Consider the following 21,166-nt stretch of genomic DNA (forward strand, 5'->3'; position numbering starts at 1 on the left):
TCGAATGAAAAAAATTGTTATTCTATTGAGTGTTCTTTCTATTGGTTGCAAAACCCAAAATGTAGTGGTTCAACCCACAGGACTTGTTGCTAATGAAGCAATGGTTGTTTCTGCACGCGAAGAAGCTTCCAAAATTGGAGTTGAAATAATGAAAAAAGGCGGGAATGCTTTTGATGCGATGGTGGTAACCGAATTGGCTTTGGCAGTAGCGTATCCTTATGCGGGAAATCTTGGCGGTGGCGGTTTTATGGTGTATCGAAAAGCAAACGGCGAAATTGGTTCTTTGGATTACCGAGAAAAAGCACCATTAGCTGCTACTAAAGATATGTTTCTGGACGAAAAAGGAAATGTAATAAAAGGAAAAAGTACTGAATCTCCTCTTGCCATTGGAGTTCCCGGAACGATTGCAGGCGTTTTTGCAGTTCATGAAAAATTGGGTTCATTACCGATTGAAGAGATTCTAAAACCTGTAATTGAGTTAGCAGAAAGAGGTGTCATTGTTACCAAAAAACAAGAAGACCGATTGGCTGCTTATCGAGCCAAAATCATAAAAGTAAATGGCGATAAAACATTATTTGCAACTGCTTTCAAAGAAAATGATATAATAAAATATCCTGCGCTGGCAGCTACATTGAAAAGGATTTCCAAAAATGGCAGAGATGAATTTTACAAAGGGAAAACTGCTGAAATATTAGTCAAATATCTTCAAGAAAAAGGAGCAATAATCACCTTGGAAGATTTAGCTAAATACGAAGCTAAATGGAGAACACCACTCACTTTTGATTACAAAGATTTAAAGGTGATTTCTATGCCTCCACCTAGCAGTGGCGGGATATGTATCGCTGAAATATTCAAAATGATAGCGCCTTTCGACTTGGCTAAAATGGGACACAATTCAACCGAAGCCATTCAAGTTATTGTAGAAGCCGAAAGAAGAGCCTATGCAGACAGAAGTTATTATCTGGGCGATCCTGATTTTGTAAAAATTCCTTTGAAAGCCTTAATGGATGATGATTATTTGAAACAAAGAATGTCGAATTTTAGTTTTGAAAAAGCCACTTTATCATCGGATATAAAAGAAGGAAAAGTAAATTATAATGAAAGTACGGAGACTACCCATTATTCAATTGTGGATCAATTTGGGAATGCCGTTTCATCAACTACAACATTAAACGACGGTTATGGTTCTAAATATTACTGTGATGAATTAGGTTTTTTCCTCAACAACGAAATGGATGATTTCAGTGCCAAACCGGGTGAACCGAATATGTTTGGATTAGTGGGAAATGAAGCCAACAGTATTGCGCCACAAAAACGAATGTTGAGTTCCATGACGCCAACAATTGTTGAGAAAAACGGAGAATTATTTATGGTTGTGGGTTCTCCGGGCGGTTCTACAATTATTACATCGGTATTGCAAACGATATTAAATGTTTACGAGTATCGTTTGAGTATGCAAGAAGCGGTAAATGCACCACGTTTTCATCATCAATGGTTACCGGATTTAATCACTTTTGAACCCAATACTTTCGATACAAAAACCTTTGAAACCTTGAAATCAAAAGGATATCTTATCAATGAAAAAACAACACCCGTAATAGGAAAAGTAGATGCTATTTTGGTTTTACCAAATAAAAAAATCGAAGGTGGCGCTGATTTTAGAGGAGATGATAAAGCGATTGGATTTTAGATTATGAGTTATCGACTATGTTAAGCATTTTAATATTGTTATTTAATTTTGCCATTGAAATTTACTACTTATGAACTTTATACATGCCTTAGAAACCGCTTTTACAGCAAATAAAAATCCGGAAAATGCATTTGCGATGGCAAAATACATGAAAAATAATTTTCCGTTTTTTGGAATAAAAACGGAGGACCGAAGACGTATTTTCAAGGAAATTTGGAAAGAAAACAAAAACGAAGTTTCTGAAAACACAAGAGCAATTGCACTAGATTTATATTCAAAACGAGAACGGGAATTTCATTATTGCGCGATTGAAATTTTGATAAAAGAACTCAAGGGAAATTATAAAAAAGAAGACATTCAACTGATTGAAAAACTGATACTAAATAACTCTTGGTGGGACAGCATTGATACGATTGCTAAGTACATTTTGGGTGAATACTTATTGGAATTTCCATTAGAAACCAAAAATGTAATAGAACGATTTTCAAATTCAGAAAATATGTGGTTGAACCGAAGTGTTATTTTATTTCAATTGGGTTACAAACAAAAAACGAATACTGATTTTTTATTCTCCGAATGCTTAAAACAAGCTCATTCTAAAGAATTTTTTATTCAAAAAGCAATTGGCTGGGCGTTAAGAGAATATGCAAAATCAAATCCCAAAATAGTGAAAGAGTTTGTAGAGAACAGTAATTTAAAACCATTAAGCACAAAAGAAGCGTTGAAAAATATTTGTTGAAATTAAAATAATAGTAGTTTTGCACCCCCTTTAAAAAATTATAATGTTCAAAAAATATATTTCGAAATTAGAAACCATAATAGCTTTTGCGCAATCCATGTTGACGCCAAAGCAGTTTATATTTTTATCGGCGGTCTTGGTTGGTATTTCTTCCGCTTTTGCTGTAATTGTATTAAAATCTTTTGCACACTGGGTTTTTACTTTTGCAACGTATGTCAGTGGAATTTTAAAATTGGGCTTCATTAATAGTATTTTGCCCATAATTGGTATATTGCTTACTGTTTTTGTTGTCAAAAGAGTTTTGGGTGGAACAATCCAAAAAGGGACTTCGCAAATTTTATATGCTGTTGCCAAAAAAGCGAGTATTATTCCCAAAAAACAAATGTATGCCCAAATTGTAACCAGTTCGTTAACTGTTGGATTAGGAGGTTCTGCAGGTTTAGAAAGCCCGATTGTAATTACCGGTGCTGCTTTTGGTTCTAATTATGCCCAAAAATATAAATTAAGTTATAAAGACCGAACCCTACTTATAGGTTGTGGAGTTGCTGCAGGAATTGCCGCTGCTTTTAATGCGCCAATTGCCGGAGTTTTATTTGCTGTCGAAGTACTGTTGGTGGATGTGAGTATTGCTGCATTTACACCCATTATGATTGCAGCTGCCACAGGTGCTTTGGTTTCTGTAATTGCATTAGATGAAGAAATTTTGCTTTCGTTCAAACAACAACAAAGTTTTGATTATCATAACATTGCTTTCTATATCCTTTTAGGGATGTTTACCGGATTTATTTCAGTTTATTATTCCCGTAATTTTCAGAGAGTAGAGCATTTTTTTGCAAGACTTAAATTATCACCTTATAAAAAAGCCTTGTTTGGTTCTTCGATTTTAGCCATTCTTATTTTTATTTTTCCGACGCTTTTTGGCGAAGGATATGAAAGCATTAAAACATTATCTGATAATGATCCCGGGAAATTATTGGAAAACACATTATTTAGAGGTTTTCGAGACAATAGTTGGGCTTTATTGGTATTTGTAGGCTTGACTATGATGGTAAAAGTTTTTGCAACTGGAATTACTTTAGGCAGTGGCGGAAATGGAGGAAACTTTGCTCCTTCCTTATTTTTGGGATCTTATGTTGGTTTCTTTTTCTCTAAATTTTTAAATCTGACAGGACTTACTAAATTACCTGTTAGTAATTTCACATTGGTTGGAATGGCAGGAATTTTAAGTGGTTTGTTTCATGCACCCTTGACTGCGATATTCTTAATTGCTGAAATTACCGGAGGGTATAACTTGATGATTCCTTTGATGATTGTGGCTTCAATTAGTTTTGCGATTTCAAAACGATTTGAAAAACATTCAATGGATGTTAAGAATTTAGCCAAAAAAGGACATGCTTTTACCAGCAATAAAGACACCAATATTCTTTCGACTTTAGAGACCACTTCTATAATTCAAACTGACTATTTAACAGTTTCACCTGATGAAAATTTAGAAAGACTGGTAGATTTAATTTCGCATTCCAATCAAGTGATTTTTGCAGTGGTAGATACTGAAAAAAACTTATTAGGCATTGTTCATTTTAATGATATTCGAGAAATAATATTCAATACGTACCGAGTAAAATATACTTTGGTTAGAGAAATAATGATTGAACCAACAGAAATCATTTCTCCTGATGACAGTATGGAAATGGTCATGAATAAGTTTGAAAAATCAAAAAAAGCCTTCTTACCCGTTCTCAAAGAAGGGAAATATTACGGTTTTATTTCCAAATCTGTTGCGCTTGAAGCCTATAGAACAAAACTAAAATCAATGACTATTGAATAAATTAACATCGGATAGATTTAAATTTTTATTATCCGATATTAAGGAGTACATTTGTGGTTATGTGGAAGATAGACCTAAACTACCGAGAAGAATTTCAAACAACTTTTGAAAGATTGTATGAAAAAAAGCAAGTTCTGCAAACCAGCAGACCATTGCCAAATATCGCTTTGCATAAAATAAGGGAAAGCCTCTCCATTGAATGGACCTACAACTCTAATAGTATTGAAGGAAATACAATGAGCCTTAGGGAGACACAAATGGTAATTCAAGAAGGTATTACAATTAAAGGTAAATCACTTAGAGAACATTTTGAAACCCACAATCACGATAAAGCAATTGATTATTTATATTCTATTGTAAATGATGATTATAATTTAAGGAGTATCGATATTTTATCTTTGCACGGATTGGTTTTACGCTCTATCGAAGATGACTTTGCTGGACGCATTCGTAATGGAGGTGTTCGCATTACCGGCGCTAATTTTACCCCGCCAAATGCAAATAAAGTTCTAGATTTATTGGATGAATTAATTGATTTCATAAATACAAATCCATTGCAGCTTAATGATATTGAGTTAGCAACCGTTTTTCACCATAAATTGATTTGGATACATCCTTTCTTTGACGGAAATGGTCGTACAGTCCGGTTGGCAATGAATTTATTACTGATGCGTTCTGGTTTTCCGCCTGCCATAATCTTAAAAAACGACCGGAAGAAATACTACGAAGCACTGAATCAAGCTAATGGTGGTAATTATCAAAAATTGACCTTGTTGATGTGCCAATCATTGGAACGCACTTTGAATATTTACATTAATGCATTGCCTGGAAATGACAAAGAATATGTAGCAATTTCTAATTTAGTTCAAGAACCTAATATGCCTTATGGCCAAGAATACATCAGTTTATTGGCAAGAACAGGAAAAATTGATGCCTACAAAGAAGGTCGTAACTGGTTAACTACCAGAGAAGCCGTCGAAAATTATATGGCAACTAGAAAAAGAAAACGCTAACTTAGGTTGGCGTTTTTTTATGATGTATTCTAATACAAATTTCTAAATAATTGTATCGAAAGAATAAATCAAAAAGGTAACTTTGTTTTTGTAGATCTTTTCTTATTTTGAAATTAAATAATTTACAAATAAGATATTTATAAAAACCAAATATTACTTTTTTACAAAAAAAAAAAACGAATGATAATCAAAAGGAATGATAGATATTGACCGACCTTATAGAAGAATAGAAATTGATAAGGTTTTCACGAAAGTGAAAGCTGGAATGCAAACCGCAGCTTTGTTAAGAGGTAAGGCTAAGGGATTAGATAAAGCACTTTACCAAGACATTTATACTGGTAAGGAATTAATAGGCGGTGATCCTTACGATTATGAACACATTAGATCTTCAGAATCTATCTACAATACCTATAAATCGATATTAACCGATGACCAAATAGCTTTGGTTGTTAACTGTCCTGAAAATATTGCGGTAACCCTTACTTTTATCAATAAATCCAAAGGTAAACGAAAAATGGAAGATTGGTTGGCTAATCCTGCCAACATTGTTGTTAATGGCATTGACTTACAATTGACTTTGACGAATTTAAAGAAAGCGGATGATGGAATTGAAAGGATGGTTAAAAGTTTAGTGAAATAAAAGGAGTAGCATAAATTGTCATTTTTGACCGTTACTTTTGAAAAAATTAAAAATAGAAAATGAATTTAGAAATTACCTTAAGTGAAATTCAAAGTTTTTTAAAAAACAAGTTCAATACAGAAATAGGTTTAAAACAAAAAAATCGAAGTCAAGTTTTAATAGACATTCCATACGTACTATTAATTTTAGATATAAAAGAAGTTAACAGACATGAAGTAGTACTCAAGTATAAAGCTGGCAGTGTGTTCTCGGAGGCAAAAATCTGGCTTTTTAGTAGCAAAGTAGATGAAATGATAGGGAAAATAAATAGTCCAATGCTTCAATTTGATAAAATTAATTCGGAAATATTGATCGATTTAAGGAATGTTGACAAACTTAAAGAAGTGTTGAATATCTTATCAATTTCTGAAATGTATCTCGCTAATAATAGTATTAATATCGGCTTAAAAGTTTGTTGATTCATCAACTAATTTAAAAAAAAGCGGATCAGGGAATTGAAAGGATGGTTAGGAGTTTTTGTGTAATAAAAAAATAGTGACAGGAATTGACAGTTAGGAATATTAATTTTGATAATAAATTTAAATAATTAAAAATAATGAATATAAAAAAAGTTGGTAAAATTTTAGGAGGAGTTGCAATTGGTGTAGGTGCAGTTGCTGCGGCACCTTTCACGGGAGGTGGTTCTCTTTTAGCGGGTGCAGCTGCACTTGGATTAGGAACCACAGCTGCTGTAGTTGGTGCTGTAGTTGCAGGCGCAGCCGGAGGAGGTATTGTAAGTTATTTTTCGGGAGAAAAGATAGATTGTAAACTCGGTATGATAGGTATGAAATCATCAGGTAAAACTACGTTGTTGAAAAATTTAGGAGGTGTCAAGGAAGTAAAAATAAACACATATAAAGATGATTATGAAAGTTTTGTTTATACAATAAGTACCGATAAAAAAATATTTATTGACAAAGGAAAGGATATAGGAGGTAACAAACCTTTAATGGCTAATTATAAAGAAATCATTGAAAATAATAATGTTATATTTTATTTTTTTAATATTCACCTGTACCTAACAGAAGATGACTATAGACGTGAGTGTAATAGTCGCCTCCACAGTATTCATTCTCATATAAAAGATAAAAAGTTTGCTTTAATTGCATCACACCCTGATCGATCAAATCTTTTAAAAAGCAAACTTGAGGAAGAAATTCTAAATCAAGTTAGTAATAAAGATTATTCAAAATTATTCAATGATAATTTATACGTTGTTAATTTGACAGACAAAAATGAATTCAAAATATTAATTGAAAAAATATTTAGCTAATGAAAAGGATTTTATTTTCACAAAACGAAAGCGCAATAAAAGATGACTATTTTGTTATTGATGGGGTTGTTGAATTAGATAATGTTTCGAATTTATCTTTAAAAGCATTTCAAATTATTAATGATGTTGAAAATTGGAAAGTTATTTATAAAGACACCGAGTTAGAAATTAGAAAAAAAGGAGAATTTTTAAGTATCAAATCACATTATATAAATAAGGATGAATCGGACAGGTTTATTTTTTATATTTATTATGTAGAAACCAATGACATTAGTCTTATGATAAATCTTTTAAAAGAAGATTCTTTAAAAATCAATAAAGAATTAGCTTTTGAAACAGAAAAATTAATTGATAAATTAAATAAAAACGCGGGTCTCAAGAAAATATTAATTGGAATTATTGCCGCAATAGTAATAAGTTTTATAGTATGGGAAATAGTAAAATAGTATTGTTTGAAGAGGACGAAAGGTCTTTAAATTACAAATTTGAAAAATTTTCAGATAGATTAAATTCAACAGAGATTTTATCATTGGAATATGATCTAGATAAATTTTTAAATGATTACGAAATAGTGGGGCAAAAACCTGAAATAGGTTCGGTTTATTATAAACATCCGAGCAAACCTAATTGTTATGTAAATAGTAGTTTGGGAGAATATTTTTTTATGCAAGAAAAAATTGAGGTTTATGGAAAGATTGCACAATTATTAGGAGCTACTGGTTTTGAAGCTACAGTAGTTTTAGATAGTCAAGAAAAAAAGATAAAAGTTGTAAATGGAGATATACAATATCAAGTCGTCAAAATTGAAGGAGATCGCAAGGAAGAGCAAACTAAGAAAATTATTCAAAGTTTACAACTAAACAGAAAAATCACAATAGAGCCTCATTTTGACAAAAACAGCAGTTATAATAAGGCTTGTGAGTTTTTAAAAAGCAATAATTTTACTTCTGATCCAAGTTTAAATAGTCTTTTAGAGTCTAGAAATCCAGATAATGGTTCCGTTACTCAAGAGCAAACTATAAAAATAGAACTGACAAGCGAATACAATGAACTTTTAGAAATTTCCGCAGGTTTGGAAGTTATGAAAGAGGTTTTTAAATTAAATATGAGTTTTTCTGAAAAATTTGAATCAATAAAAAAGGTTAATCTTGATATGAAGATTTATTTTAAATGAATACAACAGCGACTTAAATATTAAATCCTTACGGGCAATTAATAATTTAATCTAAAAAAAATGAAAACACATTATTTTATTGGAAAAACAGGAATTTATTTAAAACTTGGACCAGCATCTTCAGGTAGAAAAGGAAAAACATTGTTTTACTACCCTTTTTAAGTAAATTCAAAAAACTTCTTAATTTCAAAGTTAAGAGGTTTTTTTATGCTTATAAATACCCTTCAAACCCTTTCCTCAATTCCTCTTTAATCTCCTCCGCCAACCATTTCGGCTCTACCACCCTAACCAAACTGCAATATTTCAAAACCTGTTGTCTAAACTCAAAATTGGGATGAATGCGTAGTTCAATATCAAAAGTGGTTTCATTATTCGTTTTGATTTCCTTTTGCGAATGATGCAAAGGAAGCGAGACAATGTATGGTTTTTGTGAAATGTGAAAAGACAATTGTATCTTTTCTATTTTATGATCTACATAATTTAAACCAATAACGTGACTGAATTTTTCTTTGGCTTCTTCGGTTTTGGCTTTGAACTTTTCAGTGCCAATAGTGATGTTTTCTATTCTGTCAATGCCAAAAGTGCGGTAGCCTTTTTCGGTTTCGCCAATCACATACCAACGGTTTTGGTACTGTTTCAGGAAATAAGGTTTTAAGGTGTATTCTCCCTCTTTTAAATGATAAAAACTATAATGTTTAAAGCTTATTGGTACGTTTTGTTGAATGGTATCTAAAATGGTTTTGAAATTAGGGATAGTTTCTATTGCGGCTTTGTTTTCGAACTCTATAAATGATAACGAATTGTTATTCGCATTTAAATTGTTGGAAATCTGTTCGGCAGTGGCTAGAATTTCAATATGACTTAAAAAAGAGTCAATATTCATCGATTTTTCTTCATCTAAATAAAAACCATTATTGGTTCTGGAATGCTTAATTATAATACCATAATCATCCCGTAAAGTCGCTTTTATTCTATGAAAAGTGCGTTCGCAAATTTTATTTTCTCTATTGGTACTTATGTATTTAATTATATTTTCCATACTCTCAAAAGGGGATTTCTTGAGAATTTCGACTAATTGTTTCGTGAGATATACCTGCGGTTTGTTGAGATGTTTTTGCTCTTTGCTATCTTTTTTCATAATTCAAAAATAGAAAACCAAACTGACAATTGATGTCATTTTAGATTTATTTTCAACTGACATAAAATGGCATTATCGAGTTTTAATTTCACCCCGAATTTTAAAACATATATCATGAAAAATCTATTCAAAAAACAAAACACCGAAATGGACTTTAGTAGTTTAAGTACCATTTTGACCTCAGGAGCTGCTGCAGGAATGGCAATTGCAAATCATCTTGGTAAAAACCCACAAACAGGAGGCATTATTGGTGTTGGACTTTCGTTGTTAGTTACAGGCTTAATGACCGCTTTAGAAGATGAAATTTCTTATACTGATTCCAAAAGATAAACTACTTATAATTAAATAATTAAATCATTTTTAATCAGACGAAAGTCACAACACATTCAAAATTATGTTATTTCAAGTATTGTTAAATTGTATCGTTTTTATTATAAAATGTATCGTTTGGGTTCTATTTGTATTAGCTGCCATTCCATTTGGTATTTATATGTTACTCAACGATATGTTTCCCATTTTCACCCATGACGGAGGTTTTTGGTTTTGGTCACTTTTCTCTATTTTATCAATTATAGGTTTTATCGTGCTTTGGAAACCTATAGTGTGGATCGTGGGAGTTTTACAGACGCTAGGATTGGGGATGGAATAATAAAACAAATTTTTAAAACTAAAAAACGCTAACCCGCAGTTAGCGTTTTTTTATGCCCCTTTTTAACATAAACTTCTAAAGTGTTCTATCGAAAGAATAAATCAAAATGGTAACTTTGCTTTTTTGCAAAAATTATGTTAGATAAAGACAATACCATTGAAGTTCAAGGCGCTCGCGTTCACAACTTAAAAAACATAGATGTTTCCATTCCTCGTGAAAAACTGGTCGTAATTACCGGACTTTCGGGTTCTGGGAAATCCTCCTTAGCTTTTGATACGATTTATGCCGAAGGGCAACGCCGTTATGTAGAAACTTTTTCTGCTTATGCGCGTCAATTTCTGGGCGGTTTAGAACGTCCTGATGTTGATAAAATCGACGGACTTTCTCCTGTAATTGCCATTGAACAAAAAACGACCAGTAAAAGCCCGCGTTCCACAGTGGGAACGATTACTGAAATATACGATTTCCTACGTTTGTTGTACGCTCGTGGCGCTGATGCGTATAGCTACAATACCGGCGAGAAAATGGTTTCTTATTCTGATGATCAAATTAAGGATTTAATAATTCAAGATTTTACTGGAAAACGAATCAATATTTTGGCTCCGGTTATTCGTGCTCGTAAAGGACATTATGCAGAACTTTTTCAACAAATTGCCAAGCAAGGTTTCCTTAAAGTTCGCGTAAACGGCGATGTGCTGGATATTACTTTGGGAATGAAACTAGACCGTTATAAAACACACGATATAGAAATTGTTGTGGATCGAATGGTGATTGAACACACTCCTGATAATGAAAAACGTTTGACTGAAAGCATTAATACGGCCATGCATCACGGTGAGAATGTGTTGATGGTTTTGGACCAAGATTCAAATGAAGTGCGTTTTTTCAGCAGGAATTTGATGTGTCCAACTACTGGAATTTCATACCAGAATCCAGAACCCAATTTATTTTCTTTCAACTCACCAAAAGGGGCTTGTGATCATTGCAACGGTTTAGGAACGGTAAACGAAATCAACACCAAAAAGATTATTCCAAACCCGAAATTATCGATAAAAGCGGGTGGTTTTGCTCCTTTGGGCGAATACAAATCCTCTTGGATTTTTAAGCAATTAGAAATCATAGGAGAAAAATATGGTTTCAAATTGACGGATGCCATAGAAACCATTCCAGCGGAAGCAATGGAAATGATTTTGAATGGCGGGAAAGAAAAATTTACCATCAATTCCAAAGATTTAGGCGTTGCACGAGAATACAAAATTGATTTTGAAGGGATTTCACATTTCATAAAAAATCAACATGACGAAAGCGGTTCAACATCCATAAAACGTTGGGCAAAGGAATTCATGGACGAAATAAAATGTCCGGTTTGTGAAGGTTCTCGTTTGAAAAAAGAAGCGATGTTCTTTAAAATCAATGAAAAAAACATTACCGAATTGTGCGATATGGACATTTCGGATTTGACCGCTTGGTTTAATGATTTAGATAATCATCTCTCTGACAAACAAAAGCGTATCGCTACTGAAGTAATCAAAGAGATTAAAGATCGATTAAACTTTTTGATGAATGTAGGTTTGGATTATTTGGCTTTAAGCCGAAGTTCAAAATCACTTTCGGGTGGTGAGGCACAACGCATCCGATTGGCAACACAAATTGGTTCGCAGTTAGTTGGTGTTTTGTATATTCTTGATGAGCCGAGCATTGGTTTACACCAAAGGGACAATGATAAATTGATTCATTCTCTCGAACAATTACGCGATATTGGAAACTCGGTAATTGTGGTAGAACACGATAAAGACATGATTGAACGTGCGGATTATGTGATTGACATTGGACCAAAAGCAGGAAAATACGGAGGTGAAATTATCAGCAAAGGAACTCCAGCCGAAATCTTGAAACATCATACTATTACAGCGATGTACATGAATGGCCAAATGAAAATTGAAGTTCCTACAAAGCGCCGTGAGGGAAATGGAAAATTCTTAAAACTGACCGGAGCTACAGGAAATAATTTAAAAAATGTTTCGATAGAATTGCCTTTGGGTAAAATGATTTGCGTGACCGGAGTTTCCGGAAGTGGAAAATCGACTTTGATTAATGAAACGCTCTACCCTATTTTGAATGCCTATTATTTTAATGGTGTCAAAAAACCGCAACCGTATAAAAAAATTGAAGGATTAGAACATATTGATAAAGTTATTGATATTGACCAAAGCCCAATTGGTAGAACGCCACGAAGTAATCCGGCAACTTATACGGAAGTTTTCACCGAGATCAGAAACCTGTTTACGATGACTTCTGAAAGCATGATTCGAGGATATAAAGCAGGTCGATTTAGTTTTAATGTAAAAGGCGGACGCTGTGAAACCTGTGAAGGTTCCGGTGTGCGAACAATTGAAATGAACTTTTTACCAGACGTTTATGTGGAATGTGAAACCTGTCAAGGAAAACGATTTAACAGAGAAACATTGGAAATTCGATACAAAGGAAAATCCATTTCGGATGTGTTAAATATGACCGTGGATGAAGCGGTACCATTTTTTGAAATGATTCCTAAGATTTACAGAAAAGTAAAAACCATTCAGGATGTTGGTTTGGGTTATATTACCTTGGGTCAACAAAGTACCACACTTTCAGGCGGTGAAGCGCAACGAATCAAACTGGCAGGAGAATTATCTAAAAAAGATACCGGAAATACGTTTTATATTCTGGACGAACCCACAACAGGATTGCATTTTGAAGACATCAGAGTGTTGATGGAAGTAATTAATAAACTGGTTGACAAAGGAAATACCATTTTGATTATCGAGCATAATATGGATGTGATTAAACTAGCCGATTACATTATAGATATTGGACCTGAAGGAGGAAAAGGCGGCGGACAACTTATTGCGAAAGGAACGCCAGAAGAAATTATAAAAATTAAGAAGAGTTATACGGCGCAGTTTTTGAAAAAAGAATTACTTTAGTAATTGAGAGCCCTAGCCCTGATGGAAGCGGCATCCTTTTTCTTGTCTCGTTTTTTAGAACGAGACAAGAAAAAGATACAGCAGACAGCAGGAAATAGCTTCAAAAAATAAGATTTAAAATAGAGAATATGAGATTAGAAGATTTTGATAATGACGAGGATAAAGTAATCCAAGATAGACTAAAAAGAAAGACTTGGAACGAGATTAGAACCAATGACAGTTGGGCGATTTTTAAAATTATGGCCGAATTTGTAAACGGTTATGAAAGTATGGGACGCATTGGTCCGTGTGTGACCATTTTTGGGTCAGCTAGAACGAAACCCGAAGATAAATATTATTTATTAGCAGAAAAAATTGCCTATAAAATCAGTAAAGCCGGTTATGGTGTGATTACTGGTGGTGGTCCCGGAATTATGGAAGCTGGAAATAAAGGCGCACATCTGGGTGGAGGAACATCAGTGGGATTGAATATTGAACTGCCTTTTGAGCAGCATTTCAACCCGTATATTGACAGCGATAAAAACCTGAATTTTGATTATTTCTTTGTTCGAAAAGTGATGTTTGTCAAATATTCCCAAGGTTTTGTAGTGATGCCGGGTGGTTTTGGAACGATGGATGAATTGTTTGAAGCAATGACTTTGATTCAGACAAAAAAAATAGCAAAATTCCCTATTATCCTTGTTGGTTCCAGTTTTTGGTCCGGATTAATCGATTGGATTAAAACGGTTTTAGTAGAGAAAGAACATACGGTAAGTGCTGAAGATTTGAATTTATTTAAAATCGTTGATACCGAAGATGAGGTAGTTGATGTGTTAGATAAGTTCTATAAAAAATATGATTTAACTCCAAATTTTTAATGAAAAAGCTGTCTAACCGACGGCTTTTTTTATGTTAATTAGGCAGTGCTTGTAGTGTTTTATTCTAAAAAAAAAGTATATTTATTTTTTTAATAAAATCAATATCGGAATTTGAACTCATTCTTTAAAATTACGTTTTACACTCTTGTTTTATTACTTTCAATAAAACAATATGGTCAACATCATTCTGATATAACAGCTGAGTTAAATACGGAGAATAAAACGTTGAACATTCAACAACAAATTACTTTTTTCAATCAGTCAAATGATACGTTAACCTCGATTGTTTTAAATGATTGGAATAATGCTTTTTCTACTAAAAACACTCCTTTAGCCAAACGATTTTCTGATGAATTTTTTAGAGGTTTCCATTTAGCCAAAGAAGAAGAACGTGGAAGCACGAAAAACGTCTCTATTTTAGATGCAAATAAATTAGTTTTATCATGGGAAAGAACAGATAAAAACCCTGATTTAATTGAAGTTAAACTAGTCGAAAATTTACTTCCGAATCAAAAAATTGTTTTACAGCTGACTTATCTAACTAAAATTCCCAGCGATAAATTCACAAAATACGGATACAATAATAACGGAATTATACACCTTAAAAACTGGTTTCTTACGCCAGCCCGTTATGAAAACCATGATTTTATACGCTACAGCAATACCAATTTAGATGATATCGCCAATGCTTATTCAAGTTTTGAAATTGATTTAAAAATATCTAAAAAATTCGAAGCTATTTCTGATTTAAAAAGCAGTAAATCAACTATTAATGACCCTTTTATAAATTATAAATTATCTGGAAATAACAGAACCAATTTCAGTCTTATTATAGAGCCAAAAACCCATTTTGAAAGTTATACAAACAGTGCTGTTGAAGTACTGACAGATTTAAGAAACAATAAATTAGATAATATTCAAAAAGCGATTGTAATCGATCGAATTGTGAATTTTGCAAACGATTTAATTGGAAAATATCCACATGAAAAGATTATTGTTTCTCAAACGGATTACGAGAGAAATCCTTTTTATGGTTTGAATCAGCTTCCTTCTTTTATAAGTCCCTTTTCGGATGAATTTCTTTTTGAAATTAAATTTCTGAAAACCTATCTGAATGAATATCTAAAAACAAGTTTACAATTAGATCCCAGAAAAGACAACTGGATATATGATGGTTTGCAGGTTTATGCCATGATGAAATATATAGATGAAAATCACCCCAACACTAAAATGATGGGCAGTGCCTCTAATATCCGACTATTAAAAAGTTTTAATATTGCCAATATTGGTTTTAATGATCAGTATAGTTATTTCTATATGCTAATGGCAAGAAAAAATCTAGACCAACCGCTTGGCAATTCTAAAAATACTTTAATAAAATTCAATGAACAAATAGCCAGTAAATATCGTTCCGGATTAAGTATTCGATTTTTGGATAATTATTTACAAAATGATGCCGTTCCTTCCAGTATAAAACAATTTTACAATCAAAATCAGATACAACAAGTTTCCAGAACTGATTTTGAGACCATCCTAAAATCAAATACCAATAAAGACATTAACTGGTTTTTTAATACCATTATTAATTCCAGAGCTATTATTGATTATAAATTTTCCAGTGTTAAGAAAACCAATGACAGTATCACTTTTTCAGTAATAAACAGAACTGGAACTCCTATTCCAATTCCAGTTTATGGTACAAAAAAAGGTGCAGTTGTTTTTAAACAATGGCTGGATATTGAAGAATGTGACAGTACTTTTACGATTCAAAGAAATGGTGCCGATAAAATTATTTTAAATTTAAAGAATGAAGTTCCTGAATATAATTTAAGAAATAACTGGAAAAAACTAGACGGCTTTTTTCCGAATAATCGTCCGGTTAAGTTCGTTTTTTTGAAAGATTTAGAAGATCCTTATTACAATCAGGTTTTATACGTTCCATCTATATATTATAATTTATACGACGGAATAACTCCCGGGTTGCGATTGCATAATAAAACTATTTTAGACAAGCCTTTTACTTTTGACATCAATCCATCCTACTCTACTAAATCCAATAATTTATCTGGATCAGCTTCATTAGTAGTCAATCAAAATTATCGAAACAGCACACTTTACAATGTAAAATATTCTGTTAGTAGCTCTTACTTTCATTATGCGCAGGACGCTTCATACCTTAGATTAAATCCTATGGTGCAATTGCGAATTCGGGAGCCAAATTTCAGAGACAACAGAAAACAACTGATTCTATTGCGCCAAGTTATTGTAAACAGGGAAAAAAGTGCTTTTGCAATGGACAATGCTCCATCCAGTTACTCCATTTTTGATGCACGCTATGTAAATACAAAAACAGAAGTAACAAATCATTTCAATTTTAGTTCAGATATTCAAATCTCAGGGAAATTTGGAAAAGTAAACGGCGAAATAGAATATAGAAAGCTTTTTGAAAACAATCGCCAAATTAATTTGCGATTCTATGCAGGGAGTTTTTTATACAACAAAACTGAATCTGATTTTTTTAGTTTCGCATCAGACAGACCTACTGATTACTTGTTTGATTACAACTATTTTGGACGTTCAGAAAGCACCGGTTTTTATAGCCAACAATTCATAATGGCAGAAGGTGGTTTTAAATCAAAAATGGACACACCATATGCTAATAGATGGATTACCAGCTTAAATGCTAGTGTTAGTGTATGGAACTGGATAGAAATTTATGGAGATATTGGTTTTATTAAAAATAAAAACCAAAATGAAAAATTTTTATACGACAGCGGTATTCGCCTCAACTTGGTCACAGACTACTTTGAATTGTATTTTCCAGTATATTCTAACAATGGATGGGAAATAGCACAAAATAATTATAATGAGAAAGTACGATTTATTGTTACTTTTTCGCCTAAAACATTAATCAATCTTTTTAATCGAAAATGGTTCTAATCCAATATAATTTTCATTATTTATTAAACTATTCTCATTAAAATGAATTTAAAATTACACATAACAAAAAAATAAAGTTCTTTTTATTAGAATAAATTGCAATAATTAAATTATATTTTTTTTAATGAATTATGAAAATAGCTAGTTTTTAAGTAAATTTGCACCACAAAGTTATACTTTTCAATTATGATAAAAGAAAAAACCAATACTACATTGACATTTGAAGATTTTAAAATCGAGGTGCTGAATGATTATAAATTAGCTATAATCAGCAGAGAATGCAGTCTTTTAGGACGTAAAGAAGTATTGACTGGAAAAGCTAAATTTGGCATTTTTGGTGATGGAAAAGAAGTACCACAACTAGCCATGGCGAAAGCCTTCAAAAATGGTGACTTCCGTTCTGGATATTATCGCGATCAGACTTTTATGATGGCTATTGGAGAATTAACTGTACAACAATTTTTTGCAGGTTTATATGGCCATACCGATATTGAACAAGAACCAATGTCAGCAGGAAGACAAATGGGCGGTCACTTTGCCACTCATAGTTTAAATGAAGATGGAAGTTGGAAAAACTTAACAAAACAAAAAAACTCAAGTGCTGATATTTCCCCAACGGCTGGACAAATGCCAAGATTATTAGGACTTGCTCAAGCTTCAAAAATATACAGACAAGTTTCTGGAATACCAAATGCAGCTAATTTTTCTAATGAAGGAAATGAGATTGCATGGGGAACAATAGGAAATGCAAGTACCTCTGAAGGGTTATTTTTTGAAACCATAAATGCTGCAGGAGTATTACAAGTTCCTATGGTTATGAGTGTTTGGGATGATGAGTATGGAATTTCAGTACATGCAAAACACCAAACTACCAAAGAAAATATTTCGGAGATTTTAAAAGGTTACCAAAGAGAAAAAGGAACTAATGGCTATGAAATACTAAGAGTAAAAGGTTGGGATTATGCCGACTTAGTTGCTACGTATGAGAAAGCTGCTGATATTGCCCGAGAAAATCATATTCCAGTTTTGATTCACGTAAATGAATTGACGCAACCTCAAGGGCATTCCAGTTCAGGTTCTCATGAAAGATATAAAAACGCAGACCGATTGGCATGGGAAAGAGATTTTGATTGTATCCGTCAAATGAAATTATGGATGATTGCAATCAACATTGCTTCACCTGAAGAAATTGATGCGATAGATGCTCAAGCCAAAAAAGATGTTTTAGAAGGTAAAAAAGCTGCTTGGAATGCATTTATTGAACCTATCGTTGAAGAGCAAAAAGAACTTGTCACTTTATTACAAAAAATTGCTGAAACCAGTAAAAACAAAGGTAGAATTTTACAATTCACATCAGAATTAAGCAGTATTAAATCTCCTTTGAAAAAAGAAATTCTGGTTACAGCTCGTAAAGTTTTACGCTTAATCTTGAACGAAAATGGCAAAGACGAATTATCACAATGGATTCGTTCTTATACGACTAAAACTCAAAAAAATTTTAGCAGCAACTTATTTTCAGAAACAGATTTAAATGTATTTTCTGTAGAAAAAGTTTTACCGGTATATCCTGAAGATGCTAAAGAAGATACGGATGGTCGCATGATTTTACGCGATAACTTTGATGCTATTTTTACAAAATATCCTGAAACATTAATTTTTGGTGAAGATGCTGGAGCTATTGGTGACGTAAACCAAGGTTTAGAAGGAATGCAGGAAAAATATGGAGAATTACGTGTTGCCGATGTGGGAATTCGTGAAGCTACCATATTAGGTCAAGGTATAGGAATGGCATTAAGAGGCTTACGCCCTATTGCCGAAATTCAATATTTAGATTATTTACTGTACGCTATCCAAATCATGAGTGATGATTTAGCGACACTGCGATACCGTACCGTTGGAAAACAAAAAGCGCCATTAATTATACGAACACGTGGACATCGTTTAGAAGGAATCTGGCATTCAGGTTCTCCTATGGGAATGATCATAAACGCTATACGCGGAATTCATGTGTTAGTTCCAAGAAATATGACTCAAGCAGCCGGATTTTATAACAGTTTGTTAGAATGTGACGAGCCCGCTTTAGTGATTGAATGCTTGAATGGTTACCGATTGAAAGAAAAAATGCCTTTGAATTATGGTGAATTCAAAACTCCAATTGGGGTTGTGGAAACGTTGAAAGAAGGAACTGATATTACTCTTGTTTCATACGGTTCAACATTGCGATTAGTTCAACAAGCCGCAAATGAGCTTCTTGAAGTAGGCATTGATTGTGAGATCATCGATTTACAATCTTTACTCCCATTTGATGTGAATCAAGATGTAGTAAAAAGTATTGCAAAAACAAATCGCCTATTAGTTATTGACGAAGATGTTCCTGGTGGGGCTTCAGCTTATATTTTGCAACAAATTATTGAGCAACAAGACGCCTATAATTATTTAGACAGCAAACCGCAAACCTTAACTGCAAAAGCGCACAGACCAGCTTATGGAACGGACGGTGACTACTTCTCAAAACCTTCTGCAGAAGATATTTTTGAAAAAGTATATGCAATGATGAATGAAGTAAATCCTTCGAAATATCCGAATTTGTATTAAAAACATCAATAAACAATAAAAAGCCAGACAAAATTTACTTTTTGTCTGGCTTTATTTTTTTAAAACCAAAATTATATTTTAGCAAAAATATTGGTATAATATTTTTTTCCGTTAGCAGAATTTTCCCTTATGGAAATTCCAAAATGGGTATAATCACCAATTATATTTTCTTTATGTCTTGGACTATTCATCCACGCATCAAAAACAGCCTGAGGAGAATTGTAATTATAAGCTATATTCTCCCCTACTTTCTTGGCTCTCAAAACATTTATTATGTTTTGAGAGCGTACAACAAAATTATTATGGCTGACTGAATTATTGGCAATCATATACTTGTTATGTTCTTCCGATTTATAGGAGAGGTAATTAATTTTCTCCAACGCATTTAAGCCCATGCTCACTCTGTAAGCATTTATCAATTCCATAGTCTCTAATTCTGATGAAATATAAGTATAGTTAATCTCCTGAGTAGATGATGTTTTATCATCTTGCAATTCTAAATTATCAGAGGAACAAGAAGCTGTGGCATGCACTATCACTACAAGTAACAGTACAGGAAACACATTTGATTTCATAATAAAAGCTATCGATGTTTACAAGATTGTTTACTAAAGTTGATTTTCAATTAAAAAATTGGAATTATACTATTAATAAATTCATCCCATTTTTCTCTTCTCCATAACTATTGGAAAGTGAAAGCAAAAAAATTGAATTTCTGTATATTCCCAATTGAAATTAGGTTTCAATAAAAGACAAGAATAGCGCAAGAAAAACCTAAGTTAATTTCTCTAAATTCATACTATAAAAAATTGGGGAACAGTTTTGTCCTTTATGGGATACTAAAAAAGTTGTTATTTTCCATAGACGCCCTGTTTTAAATTAATGTTACAAAATCAGTAAAGAAAGAGCCAGTTAAAACTGATTCGAAGTTAATCTTTACGATCTCAATTAATTAAAAATGTGGTAGATGAGGCGGTTGATTTTCATTATAGTAAAACGATACATTTTACTATATCTTTTTTAAGGAAGCTTCATTAAAAAACTGTTTTCAATGAGTTACTTATAAAAAACACATTGAAGTTACAAAAAAACAAAAATAACACATTCAACTTTAACTATAGTTAACTGTAAATCAATGTTTTAAATTATTTTTTGTTTGTGTTAATAAAAAAATACTGACTTAGTTCATACTCCAATTGAAAGAGTCGTCATTATATTTATAAATTCAATTTCAACTATTTTTCAAACAAATAAAAGAGTATCTTGTGAATCAATCCATTATAAAAAAAATATGAAAAAAGTATCATTGTTTTTAGGAATACTATCACTACTTGCGATTGTTTCCTGCAAGAAAAAAGAAGAAACTCCTGTTCCAGCAACACAAACTGAAACTTCAAGTGACGCAACCACGACTGTTACTACTGAAGCGAAAGATAGCACGTCAATAAAAGTAGCTACCGATGGTGTAAGTGTGACCACAAAAGATGGAAAAACTAAAACCAGTGTGGAACTTTCCGGTGGAGAAGCAAAAGTTGAGATCAAGAAGTAATAACCCGTTATTATCCTAACTAAGAAAGAATGCCAATATGAAATTTCATATTGGCATTCTTTCTTTTAATTTTTAA

18 protein-coding genes are annotated in these 21,166 nt (G+C 32.6%); 16 read left to right on the plus strand and 2 right to left on the minus strand.

Annotation, left to right across the window (positions count from 1 at the left end; all coding sequences use genetic code 11):
• Window positions 1–4 precede the first annotated feature (4 nt).
• From ggt to QLS97_RS10635, 9 genes are all read left to right on the plus strand, one after another.
• On the plus strand, window positions 5–1,690 hold the full coding sequence (ggt, locus tag QLS97_RS10595) for a gamma-glutamyltransferase (protein ID WP_282716573.1): 1,686 nt from the start codon (window positions 5–7) through the stop codon (window positions 1,688–1,690).
• Between the two features lie 70 nt (window positions 1,691–1,760).
• The gene (locus QLS97_RS10600) at window positions 1,761–2,429 is read left to right on the plus strand and encodes a DNA alkylation repair protein (RefSeq protein WP_282716575.1); all 669 of its coding nucleotides are present in this window, start codon (window positions 1,761–1,763) and stop codon (window positions 2,427–2,429) included.
• A gap of 43 nt (window positions 2,430–2,472) precedes the next feature.
• Window positions 2,473–4,257: a chloride channel protein gene (locus tag QLS97_RS10605; RefSeq protein WP_282716576.1), complete on the plus strand. Its 1,785-nt coding sequence runs from the start codon at window positions 2,473–2,475 to the stop codon at window positions 4,255–4,257.
• A gap of 59 nt (window positions 4,258–4,316) precedes the next feature.
• A complete protein-coding gene (locus tag QLS97_RS10610) occupies window positions 4,317–5,270 on the plus strand; it encodes a Fic family protein (protein ID WP_282716577.1) in 954 nt (317 codons plus the stop codon).
• Window positions 5,271–5,466: 196 nt separating this feature from the next.
• A complete protein-coding gene (locus QLS97_RS10615) occupies window positions 5,467–5,910 on the plus strand; it encodes a hypothetical protein (protein ID WP_282716578.1) in 444 nt (147 codons plus the stop codon).
• A 59-nt stretch (window positions 5,911–5,969) separates the two neighbouring features.
• Window positions 5,970–6,368: a hypothetical protein gene (locus QLS97_RS10620; RefSeq protein ID WP_282716579.1), complete on the plus strand. Its 399-nt coding sequence runs from the start codon at window positions 5,970–5,972 to the stop codon at window positions 6,366–6,368.
• A 137-nt stretch (window positions 6,369–6,505) separates the two neighbouring features.
• Window positions 6,506–7,222 (plus strand): P-loop NTPase family protein, encoded by a 717-nt coding sequence (locus tag QLS97_RS10625; RefSeq protein ID WP_282716581.1) that lies wholly within the window; start codon window positions 6,506–6,508, stop codon window positions 7,220–7,222.
• Window positions 7,222–7,668, plus strand: coding sequence for a hypothetical protein (locus QLS97_RS10630; RefSeq protein WP_132066588.1), 447 nt, complete (start codon window positions 7,222–7,224; stop codon window positions 7,666–7,668). The genes QLS97_RS10625 and QLS97_RS10630 overlap by 1 nt, the downstream gene beginning before the upstream one ends.
• Window positions 7,650–8,396, plus strand: a complete 747-nt coding sequence (locus QLS97_RS10635) for a hypothetical protein (RefSeq protein WP_282716582.1) — start codon at window positions 7,650–7,652, stop codon at window positions 8,394–8,396. The genes QLS97_RS10630 and QLS97_RS10635 overlap by 19 nt, the downstream gene beginning before the upstream one ends.
• A 211-nt stretch (window positions 8,397–8,607) precedes the next feature.
• On the opposite strand, the gene QLS97_RS10640 is transcribed toward QLS97_RS10635, so the two are convergent.
• A complete protein-coding gene (locus tag QLS97_RS10640; protein WP_282716583.1) occupies window positions 8,608–9,534 on the minus strand; it encodes a WYL domain-containing protein in 927 nt (308 codons plus the stop codon).
• Window positions 9,535–9,648: 114 nt separating this feature from the next.
• Between QLS97_RS10640 and QLS97_RS10645 the strand changes: the two genes are divergently transcribed.
• The 6 genes from QLS97_RS10645 (at window position 9,649) to QLS97_RS10670 (ending at window position 19,541) form a co-directional block, all read left to right on the plus strand.
• Window positions 9,649–9,864 (plus strand): hypothetical protein, encoded by a 216-nt coding sequence (locus QLS97_RS10645; protein WP_282716584.1) that lies wholly within the window; start codon window positions 9,649–9,651, stop codon window positions 9,862–9,864.
• Window positions 9,865–9,928: 64 nt separating this feature from the next.
• On the plus strand, window positions 9,929–10,183 hold the full coding sequence (locus tag QLS97_RS10650) for a hypothetical protein (RefSeq protein WP_282716586.1): 255 nt from the start codon (window positions 9,929–9,931) through the stop codon (window positions 10,181–10,183).
• Window positions 10,184–10,317: 134 nt separating this feature from the next.
• The gene (gene uvrA / locus QLS97_RS10655) at window positions 10,318–13,149 is read left to right on the plus strand and encodes an excinuclease ABC subunit UvrA (protein ID WP_282716588.1); all 2,832 of its coding nucleotides are present in this window, start codon (window positions 10,318–10,320) and stop codon (window positions 13,147–13,149) included.
• 128 nt (window positions 13,150–13,277) lie between these two features.
• A complete protein-coding gene (locus QLS97_RS10660) occupies window positions 13,278–14,006 on the plus strand; it encodes an LOG family protein (protein ID WP_282716590.1) in 729 nt (242 codons plus the stop codon).
• A gap of 192 nt (window positions 14,007–14,198) precedes the next feature.
• Window positions 14,199–16,946, plus strand: a complete 2,748-nt coding sequence (locus tag QLS97_RS10665) for a gluzincin family metallopeptidase (protein WP_282717214.1) — start codon at window positions 14,199–14,201, stop codon at window positions 16,944–16,946.
• 186 nt (window positions 16,947–17,132) lie between these two features.
• The gene (locus tag QLS97_RS10670) at window positions 17,133–19,541 is read left to right on the plus strand and encodes an alpha-ketoacid dehydrogenase subunit alpha/beta (protein WP_282716592.1); all 2,409 of its coding nucleotides are present in this window, start codon (window positions 17,133–17,135) and stop codon (window positions 19,539–19,541) included.
• Between the two features lie 71 nt (window positions 19,542–19,612).
• Here the strand turns inward: QLS97_RS10670 and QLS97_RS10675 are convergent, their stop codons facing one another.
• Window positions 19,613–20,116, minus strand: a complete 504-nt coding sequence (locus QLS97_RS10675) for a CAP domain-containing protein (protein ID WP_282716595.1) — start codon at window positions 20,114–20,116, stop codon at window positions 19,613–19,615.
• A gap of 716 nt (window positions 20,117–20,832) precedes the next feature.
• Between QLS97_RS10675 and QLS97_RS10680 the strand changes: the two genes are divergently transcribed.
• Window positions 20,833–21,090, plus strand: a complete 258-nt coding sequence (locus QLS97_RS10680; protein ID WP_282716597.1) for a hypothetical protein — start codon at window positions 20,833–20,835, stop codon at window positions 21,088–21,090.
• Window positions 21,091–21,166: the final 76 nt, after the last annotated feature.

The organism is Flavobacterium yafengii (assembly GCF_030010375.1).
GTDB classification, from domain to species: Bacteria; Bacteroidota; Bacteroidia; order Flavobacteriales; family Flavobacteriaceae; genus Flavobacterium; species Flavobacterium yafengii.